The sequence below is a fragment of the Stenotrophomonas sp. S49 genome, from assembly GCF_016624905.1.
Classification (GTDB): domain Bacteria; phylum Pseudomonadota; class Gammaproteobacteria; order Xanthomonadales; family Xanthomonadaceae; genus Stenotrophomonas.
The window spans coordinates 1-8,986 of record NZ_JACVUD010000133.1; the positions used below are offsets into that span (position 1 = coordinate 1).

The window sequence follows — 8,986 nt, forward strand, 5'->3', positions numbered from 1 at the left end:
ACCTCCGGCGTGACAGGCCAGCATTCTAACCAGCTGAACTACCGCTCCACACTCAAACTTTTACTACGGTGCTGTGGTGGGTGCTGAGGGTTTCGAACCCCCGACCCTCTCCGTGTAAAGGAGACGCTCTACCGCTGAGCTAAGCACCCCAGCGAGCCGCTTAGTTTACAGCATCCTTCAGGGCCTTACCAGCCTTGAACGACGGATTCTTCGAAGCAGCGATCTTGATGGTGTCGCCGGTCTTCGGGTTGCGGCCGGTACGGGCGGCACGGTCGCGCACCTGGAAGGTACCGAAGCCAACCAGGGTGACCGCATCGCCGTCCTTCAGCGCCTTGGTGACGGCGGCAACGACAGCATCGACAGCGCGGCTGGACTCGGCCTTGGTCAGGTCGGCGGCTTCAGCAACGGCATCGATCAATTCGGTCTTGTTCATTCTTTACAGCTCCTTTGGCGGTGGGTTCCGCTTATTCGACAGGGAAGCAACCGCACGCCATCTGCGCACGGCCGCCATGTGGAAACGGTTCGCCGAATTCAGCGATCAGCGATTGCGATCACTCATTCGCGAGTGCTGCTTTTATACCAGCGGCCCTACCCCCACGCAAGCCGGAAAGCCAGCAACGACGCGGGTTTCAAGCATTTCGACAACGCGCGTCAATGCTTGACGCGCGCGTTCGAAGCCGGTTTGCCCTTGCCACGCACCGTGACGCGTTGCGCACTCTTGCGTGCCTTCTTCGGGGCCAGCGGACGCTCCAGGGCCAGGTCGAGCACTTCCTCGATGTACTTCACCGGCACGATCTGCAGATCGCGAGTGACGTTGGCCGGAATGTCCGCCAGATCCTTGCGGTTCTCCTCGGGAATGATGACCGTGCGGATACCGCCACGCAGTGCGGCCAGCAGCTTTTCCTTCAGGCCACCGATGGCGGTCACGCGACCACGCAGGGTGATCTCGCCGGTCATCGCCACGTCGGCACGCACCGGCACCTTGGTCAGCATGGACACCAGCGAGGTGACCATGGCCGCACCGGCACTGGGGCCGTCCTTCGGGGTGGCACCATCGGGCACGTGCACGTGCACGTCGTGCTTCTGCAGGAAGTCGCCATCGATGCCGAAACCGTCGGCACGCGAACGCACCACCGACAGCGCCGCCGAGGCCGATTCCTTCATCACGTTGCCCAGCTGGCCCGTCAGGATCAGCTGGCCCTTGCCCGGCACCAGGGTCGATTCGATCTGCAGCAGATCACCGCCCACTTCGGTCCAGGCCAGGCCGGTGACCAGGCCGATCTCGTTTTCTTCTTCGGCACGACCGAAGTCGAAACGACGGACGCCCAGGTACTTGTCCAGGTTCTTGCTGGTCACGCTGACCAGCGCCTTGGACTTCTTCGCACCCTTCTTCGGCTTGGCCGCCTGCGGGCCGGCCAGCGCGATTTCCTTCACCACCTTGCGGCAGATCTTGGCGATCTCGCGTTCCAGGTTGCGCACGCCCGATTCGCGCGTGTAGTAGCGCACGATGTCCTGGATCGCATCGCTGCCGATCTCCAGCTCTTCCGGCTTCAGGCCGTTGGCCTTGATCTGCTTCGGCGACAGGTAACGGGTGGCGATGTTGAGCTTCTCATCCTCGGTGTAGCCGGGGATGCGGATCACTTCCATGCGGTCCAGCAGCGGGCCGGGAATGTTCAGCGAATTGGACGTGGCCACGAACATCACTTCGGACAGGTCCAGGTCCACTTCCAGGTAGTGGTCGTTGAAGGCGTTGTTCTGCTCCGGATCGAGCACTTCCAGCAGCGCCGACGACGGATCGCCACGGAAGTCCATCGACATCTTGTCGATCTCATCGAGCACGAACAGCGGGTTCTTGCTGCCGACCTTGTTGAGGTTCTGCACGATGCGGCCCGGCATGGAACCGACATAGGTGCGACGGTGGCCGCGGATCTCGGCCTCGTCGCGCACGCCGCCCAGCGACATGCGCACGAACTTGCGGTTGGTGGCCTTGGCGATGGACTGCCCCAGCGAGGTCTTGCCCACGCCCGGCGGGCCGACCAGGCACAGGATCGGGCCCTTCATCTGCTTCACCCGCGACTGCACCGCCAGGTATTCCAGGATGCGGTCCTTGACCTTCTCCAGACCGTAGTGGTCGGCGTCCAGGGTGTCCTGCGCGGCCTTCAGGTCCTTGCGCACCTTGGTGCGCTTCTTCCACGGCACGCCCAGCAGCCATTCCAGGTAGTTGCGCACGACGGCCGCTTCGGCCGACATCGGCGACATCTGCTTGAGCTTGTTCAGTTCGTTGCGCGCCTTGGCTTCCACCGCCTTGGGCATGCCGGCTTCGGCGATCTTGCGGGCCAGCTCTTCCAGCTCGCCCGGCGCATCGTCCAGGTCACCCAGTTCCTTCTGGATGGCCTTCATCTGTTCGTTGAGGTAGTACTCGCGCTGGCTCTTTTCCATCTGCGACTTCACGCGGCCGCGGATGCGCTTTTCCATCTGCTGCACATCGATCTCGCCGTCGACCAGGCCGACCAGCATTTCCAGGCGCTCGCCCACGGCCAGCGTTTCCAGCAGGCGCTGCTTGTCGGCCAGGCGCACACTGATGTGCGCGGCGATGGTATCGGCCAGGCGCGCCGGCTCGTCGATGCCGGCCAGGGTCTGCAGCAGTTCCGGCGGCAGCTTGCGGTTGGTCTTCACGTACTGCTCGAACAGCGACATCAGCGAGCGGGCGATCGCCTCGATCTCACGCGGTTCGCGTGCGTCTTCGGCCTCGATCTCCACGGCCTGGCCGTGCAGCGAACCGTCGCGCTCGTCGACGTGGGTGACCTGTACGCGCGATAGGCCTTCGACCAGCACCTTGATGGTGCCATCGGGCAGCTTCAGCAGCTGCAGCACCTGCGCCAGGGTACCGACCTGGTACAGGTCGGCCGCGTGCGGGTCGTCGGTTTCGGCGGACTTCTGCGCCAGCAGCAGGATGCGCTTGTCTGCCTCCATTGCCTGTTCGAGCGCGTGCATGGACTTGTCACGGCCGACGAACAGCGGAATGACCATGTGCGGGAACACCACTACGTCGCGCAGCGGCAGGACCGGCAGGTCGAGGGTCTCACTTGGGGAACGGGCCATGGGGGCTCCAGGGAAGGGGAAAACCGTCTCCGGGAGGGCATCTTCCGGAGACAAAAAAAGCCGATGGCCCCGTTATGGGGCCATCGGCTTTCAGATGCAAGGCGTTCGTGAAAACTACTTTCAAATCAGCAGCTTGAAAGCGTCACTCGGCGCCTGCGGCCTTCTGTTCAGGGGCCGCCGGGGTCTGGTAGATCAGGTACGGCTCGGACTTGTGTTCGATCACCGATTCGTCCACCACCACCTTGCTGACGTTTTCCTGCGAGGGCAGGTCGTACATGGTGTCCAGCAGGACCGATTCGACGATGGTACGCAGGCCACGGGCGCCGGTCTTGCGCTTCAGCGCCTTGCGGGCAATGGCCGACAGGGCATCCGGGCGGAACTCCAGCTCCACGTTCTCCATCTCGAACAGCTTCTTGAACTGCTTGGTAATGGCGTTCTTGGGCTCGGTCAGGATCTTGATCAGGGCCGGCTCGTCCAGCTCTTCCAGGGTCGCCACGACCGGCAGGCGGCCGACGAACTCGGGAATGAGACCAAACTTGATCAGGTCTTCCGGCTCGACTTCAGCCAGCACCTTGCCCACTTCCTGCTTGCGCTCGCTGCTCTTCACCTTGGCGCCGAAGCCGATGCCGCCAGCGTCGTTGGAGCGCTGCTGGATCACCTTGTCCAGGCCGGCGAACGCGCCGCCGCAGATGAACAGGATGTTCTTGGTGTCCACCTGCAGGAATTCCTGCTGCGGATGCTTGCGCCCGCCCTGCGGCGGCACGCTGGCCACGGTGCCTTCGATCAGCTTCAGCAGGGCCTGCTGCACGCCTTCGCCGGACACATCGCGGGTGATCGACGGGTTCTCGCTCTTGCGCGAGATCTTGTCGATTTCATCGATGTAGACGATGCCCTGCTGCGCCTTCTCGACGTCGTAGTCGCACTTCTGCAGCAGCTTCTGGATGATGTTTTCCACGTCCTCGCCCACGTAACCGGCTTCGGTCAGCGTGGTGGCGTCGGCCATGGTGAACGGCACGTTGAGCAGGCGGGCCAGGGTTTCGGCCAGCAGCGTCTTGCCCGAACCGGTCGGGCCGACCAACAGGATGTTCGACTTCGCCAGTTCGACGTCGTCGTTCTTCTGCCGGCTCTCGATGCGCTTGTAGTGGTTGTACACGGCCACGGCCAGGGTGCGCTTGGCACGGTTCTGGCCGATCACGTACTGATCGAGCACCTCGAGGATCTCGCGCGGCTTGGGCAGCGAACTGCGCGCCGACTGCGCCTTTTCCTCAAGTTCCTCGCGGATGATGTCGTTGCACAGCTCTACGCATTCATCGCAGATGAACACGCTCGGACCCGCAATCAGCTTGCGCACTTCATGCTGGCTCTTGCCGCAGAAAGAGCAGTAGAGGATCTTGCCGGTGTCCGTGGAACGACCTTGGCGGTCTTCGCTCATGCTTCGCTTACCCAGTTACCCCACCCGCTGAACGGGGGTTCGATTCGAGAATAGCACAGGGCCGGAAGGACACCAGTCCCGGTCCGACCCTGCAGGAACGAGGCCTCCCTGGCCCCGTGAAGGCCGGTCAGCCGGCCTGGATCGACTCTTCCGGACGACGCTCCAGCACCTGGTCGACCAGGCCGTAGGCCACCGAGTCGACCGCGCTCTTGAAGTTGTCGCGCTCGGTGTCGCGGGCGATCGTTTCCAGCGACTGGCCGGTGTGCTTGGCCAGCACTTCGTTCAGGCGCGAACGCAGGGTCAGGATCTCGCGGGCGTGGATGTCGATATCGGTCGCCTGGCCCTGGAAGCCGCCCAGCGGCTGGTGGATCATCACGCGCGAGTTCGGCAGCGCATAACGCTTGCCGGCAGCGCCCGAGGCCAGCAGCAGTGCGCCCATCGAGGCGGCCTGCCCGACGCAGATGGTGCTGACGTCCGGCTTGATGTACTGCATGGTGTCGTAGATCGCCATACCGGCGGTGACCACGCCACCGGGCGAGTTGATGTAGATGCTGATGTCCTTTTCCGGGTTTTCCGCTTCCAGGAACAGCAGCTGCGCCACCACCACGTTGGCCATGTGATCGTCGATCGGGCCCACCAGGAAGATCAGGCGCTCCTTCAACAGGCGCGAATAGATGTCGTAGGCACGCTCGCCGCGGCTGGTCTGCTCGACCACCATGGGCACCATGTTCAGGGCTTTGGTCCGGTTGTCCATTTCGTGAGGTACCTATCTTGGGGGGAAACACCCCCGCGCCAGGGCTGGCGCGGGGATTGGGACGATCGGCACGATCTTACTGGCGGATCGCGTCCTGGAACGACAGCTTTTCTTCGGTGTGCTGGGCGCGCTCGGCGATCCAGTCGATCACCTGCTCTTCCATCACACGGTTCTGCAGACCCGACATGAGCTGGGGGTCGTTGCGGTACATCTCAATGACCTGCTCCGGCTCTTCGTAGGTCGAGGCGATCAGGCGCATCGTTTCGTTCAGGCGCTTGGGGTCCAGGCGCAGGTCGTTGCCGCGGGCCACTTCGCCCACCACCAGGCCGACCAGCACGCGCTTGGCAGCAGCGTCCTTGAAGCCTTCATGGGCATCGGCCGGCACCTGGCCGACGTTCTGGCCGTTGCGGCGGGCCTGTTCGACCTGCTGGGCCAGCATGGCGCGGGCTTCGTTCTCGACCAGGCGCGGCGGCATTTCCACCGAGGCGTAGGCGGCGATCAGCTGCTCACCCACTTCGCGGCGCAGGCGGTTCATCAGCGCGCCCTTCAGCTCGCGCTCCAGGTTGGCGCGGATGTCGCTGCGGAACTGCTCGACGTCGCCGCCCTTCACGCCGAAGCTCTTGATGAAGGCTTCGTCCACCGCCGGCACGACCGGCTCGGACACTTCGGCCACCTTCACGGTGACCTGCACGGTCTTGCCGGCCAGCACCGGCACGCGCCAGTCAGCCGGGAAGTCCACGTCCAGGGTCTTTTCTTCACCCTTGGCCAGGCCGACCAGGCCCTTTTCGATGGTGTCGAACATCATGCCCTGGCCGAGCACGATCGAACCCTTCTCGGTGCCCTCGGCCGGCAGACGCTCTTCGCCGGCCTGCGACCATGTTTCCACCGCGACCAGGTCACCGTCCTGCGCGCCACGGCTGACCGGGGCCCACGTACGACGCTGGTTCTGCAGGTTTTCGATCATCTGGTCGATGTCGGCGTCGGTGATCTCGGCCGAGTGGCGGACCACGGTCAGCTTGCTGACGTCCAGGTCGCCGAAGTCCGGCACCACTTCCACGGTGGCCACGAAGGAGAATTCGCCTTCCTCGCCCTTGTCGATGCGCGGGCTGCCGACGATGCGCAGGTCGTGCTCACGCACGGCCGCGTCGAAGGTTTCGCGCAGCAGGCCGTCCAGCGCCTCGCCACGGACCTGCGCGCCGAAACGCTGCTCGATCACCTTGGCCGGCACCTTGCCCGGACGGAAGCCCTTGATGCGGGTGGTACGTGCGATTTCGCCCAGGCGGCCGTTGATATGGCTCTGCAGACGGTCTTCCGGCAGCGAGAAGCTCAGGCGGCGTTCCAGGTTGCCGGTGGATTCGATAGAAGCTTGCATGTTGACTCCTGCCACCGGTGGCGCCCTGGCCCCCGGCTCGATGATGGATGAATCGGTTGTAAGGACACGGCGTCTGGGACGCGCCTGCATTGCCGCAGCCCTTTAGTTTCGCCCAATTCGGCGTGCACTGCCAGCGCGCGGCGGTCAAGCGGCCGCGCAGGGCCCGATCAGGGCGGGGACAGGCCGGCACTGGTGCGAAAGGGGGGACTCGAACCCCCACGCCTTGCGGCACTGGAACCTAAATCCAGGGCGTCTACCAATTCCGCCACTTTCGCGTGGCCGGCACAGACGTTCATTGTCGCAGGCGGGGCTGCAAAGCGGAAGGCGTGACAAAGCTGAACGCGCTGGATTCAGGGGCCAGGCGCGGCTGCAACGGGTGCCGGGGCCGGCATCGCCGCAGTCAGGCGTTCGGCCAGCGCGCGGTAGATCGGCACATGGCAGACCCACGACGAAGCCACCCGCGCCAGCAGCACCGCCGCCAGGATCGGCAGCAGCATGTCACTGGTGTCGGTCAGTTCCAGCGAAATGACCGCCGAGGTAAGCGGTGCCTGGGTCACGCCGGTCAGGTAGGCACACATGCCCAGCACCACCACCGCGGCCGGGTCCACGCCGGGCAGCAGCACGGCCAGGTTGTGGCCGATGCCCGCGCCCACGGCCAGCGCCGGCGAGAACAGCCCGCCGGGAATACCGGCCACATACGACACCAGGTTGGCGGCAAACTTCATCACCCCGAAGCTGTGCCCCACCCCGCCACCGCCCTGCACCAGTTCGCGGGCCTGCTCGTAGCCGGTACCGAACGCGCCCAGCCCGAACACCAGACCCAGCACGGCCAAGGCCAGACCACAGGCGCCGGCGAACAGCACCGGGTGCGCACTGCGGCTGCGACCCAGCCAGCGCGGCCGGCCGTCCACGGCGGCCAGCACCAATCGGCTGAAGAACCCACCGGCCAGGCCACCCACCAGCCCACACAGCAGCACCGCCAGCCAGCCCATGCCCAATGGCAGCGTGGCGCTGACCCGGCCGAAATAGGTGTAGTTGCCGAGCAGGCCCAGCGACACCACGCCGGCCACGATGACTGCAGTCAGCAGGGTGCCGGAGAAGCGGTGTTCGAAGCGGCCGGACAGCTCTTCGATGGCGAACACAACACCCGCCAAGGGGGTGTTGAAGGCCGCGGCGATACCGGCGGCGCCACCGGCCAGCAGGAAATGGGTCGCCTGGCGTGGATCGCGGAAACCGAACGCGCGGCCGATCATGTACATCAGGCTGGCGCCGATGTGCACCGTAGGGCCTTCGCGCCCCACCGATGCACCGCCCAGCAGGGCCAGCACGGTCAGGCCCAGCTTGCCCAGCGACACCGGCAGGGACAGGTTCTGCCTGCGGAAGGCACGGCCTGGGGTATCCAGCGCGGCGATGACCTGCGGAATGCCACTGCCCCGGGTCGGCCGCAGAATGCCCTGGGTCAGCCAGGCCAGCAGGGCGAACAGCGCCGGGGTCAGCAGCAGCGGCCACCACGGCGAGGCGTCGTGCACGCGACGGAACACGGCGAAGGCCGCGTCGCTGGCCTTGGCGAAGACAATCGCGGCCAGCGCCACAGCCACTGCGCCACCCCACAGGGCCAGCCGTTCCAGCCATTGCTGGCGCGAACCCAGCCAGCGCGGGCGGGAGTGGGAGGTGTCGGAATCCATGCCCGTATTTTCCCACCCCCACTGCGCAGGCACTGTGCAGGGCTTGGCCGTCCCCCTTGCCCGGGTCAGGGCGCGGGATCGACCGACTGGGCCGGCTGGGCATCGTCGCCCGCCGCAGCCGCCTCGGCTTCGTCCAACTGACGGATCTGCATCGCCTGCCCATCGGCCGAACGCTGCACGGCGATACCTGCGAAGGCAGATGGCTGCCCTTCGGCGGGATCCAGCGGCTGCGCGGGCTGAAACGCACTGCCCTCCGGGCGTTCGACGGTGTGCGCGGGATCAGGCGCCGCCACGGCGGCCTCCGCCTGCACCGGCGGGTCAACTGCGACACATCCCGCGGCGGTGATCGCGACAAGCATTGCCACGGCGAGAGCAGGACGATTGATCGGGGCCATCAGAGCCTTCCTGGAAGATGCGCACGGCGGCGCGGAATCCTCATTGGGAAGCACTCGCCAAGGGCGCGCTGGGATGCAGCGCACATCCTGCAGAACATCGCTGACGCATGTGGCACGGATGTGGCCTTGAGGCGCTGCGCCTTGTCGCGAATAGCGCAGAAAAGAAAAAAGCCACCTGGCGGACCAGGTGGCTTTCGTCTTGGTGGGCTGTCAAGGATTCGAACCTTGGACCTATTGATTAAGAGT

At 65.1% G+C, this 8,986-nt stretch carries 7 protein-coding genes and 2 tRNA genes; all 9 read right to left on the minus strand.

The features are described 5' to 3' along the window. Positions 1 to 74: 74 nt before the first annotated feature. Positions 75 to 149 (minus strand) — tRNA-Val (locus IAE58_RS19040). An 11-nt stretch (positions 150 to 160) separates the two neighbouring features. Beyond that, positions 161 to 433 (minus strand): HU family DNA-binding protein, encoded by a 273-nt coding sequence (locus tag IAE58_RS19045; RefSeq protein ID WP_004146343.1) that lies wholly within the window; start codon positions 431 to 433, stop codon positions 161 to 163. A 218-nt stretch (positions 434 to 651) separates the two neighbouring features. Then, complete coding sequence (lon, locus tag IAE58_RS19050; RefSeq protein ID WP_108748714.1) at positions 652 to 3,102, minus strand: endopeptidase La; 2,451 nt, start codon at positions 3,100 to 3,102, stop codon at positions 652 to 654. 142 nt (positions 3,103 to 3,244) lie between these two features. Continuing rightward, entirely contained in the window at positions 3,245 to 4,534 is a 1,290-nt protein-coding gene (clpX, locus tag IAE58_RS19055; protein WP_108748713.1) for an ATP-dependent Clp protease ATP-binding subunit ClpX, read from the minus strand. Positions 4,535 to 4,661: 127 nt separating this feature from the next. Further along, entirely contained in the window at positions 4,662 to 5,288 is a 627-nt protein-coding gene (gene clpP, locus IAE58_RS19060; RefSeq protein WP_079220811.1) for an ATP-dependent Clp endopeptidase proteolytic subunit ClpP, read from the minus strand. Between the two features lie 76 nt (positions 5,289 to 5,364). After that, positions 5,365 to 6,660, minus strand: a complete 1,296-nt coding sequence (tig, locus tag IAE58_RS19065; RefSeq protein WP_108748712.1) for a trigger factor — start codon at positions 6,658 to 6,660, stop codon at positions 5,365 to 5,367. Positions 6,661 to 6,850: 190 nt separating this feature from the next. Next, positions 6,851 to 6,935, minus strand: a tRNA-Leu gene (locus tag IAE58_RS19070). 75 nt (positions 6,936 to 7,010) lie between these two features. Beyond that, on the minus strand, positions 7,011 to 8,345 hold the full coding sequence (locus IAE58_RS19075; protein ID WP_199934671.1) for a chloride channel protein: 1,335 nt from the start codon (positions 8,343 to 8,345) through the stop codon (positions 7,011 to 7,013). A 65-nt stretch (positions 8,346 to 8,410) separates the two neighbouring features. Continuing rightward, entirely contained in the window at positions 8,411 to 8,740 is a 330-nt protein-coding gene (locus IAE58_RS19080) for a hypothetical protein (protein ID WP_199934670.1), read from the minus strand. Positions 8,741 to 8,986 lie beyond the last annotated feature (246 nt).

What these genes read in the sequence shown, in the direction of transcription:
- IAE58_RS19045 (WP_004146343.1), bottom strand. Translation starts at nt 433, where the DNA reads ATGAACAAGACCGAATTGATCGATGCCGTTGCTGAAGCCGCCGACCTG.
- lon (WP_108748714.1), bottom strand. Translation starts at nt 3,102, where the DNA reads ATGGCCCGTTCCCCAAGTGAGACCCTCGACCTGCCGGTCCTGCCGCTG.
- clpX (WP_108748713.1), bottom strand. Translation starts at nt 4,534, where the DNA reads ATGAGCGAAGACCGCCAAGGTCGTTCCACGGACACCGGCAAGATCCTC.
- clpP (WP_079220811.1), bottom strand. Translation starts at nt 5,288, where the DNA reads ATGGACAACCGGACCAAAGCCCTGAACATGGTGCCCATGGTGGTCGAG.
- tig (WP_108748712.1), bottom strand. Translation starts at nt 6,660, where the DNA reads ATGCAAGCTTCTATCGAATCCACCGGCAACCTGGAACGCCGCCTGAGC.
- IAE58_RS19075 (WP_199934671.1), bottom strand. Translation starts at nt 8,345, where the DNA reads ATGGATTCCGACACCTCCCACTCCCGCCCGCGCTGGCTGGGTTCGCGC.
- IAE58_RS19080 (WP_199934670.1), bottom strand. Translation starts at nt 8,740, where the DNA reads ATGGCCCCGATCAATCGTCCTGCTCTCGCCGTGGCAATGCTTGTCGCG.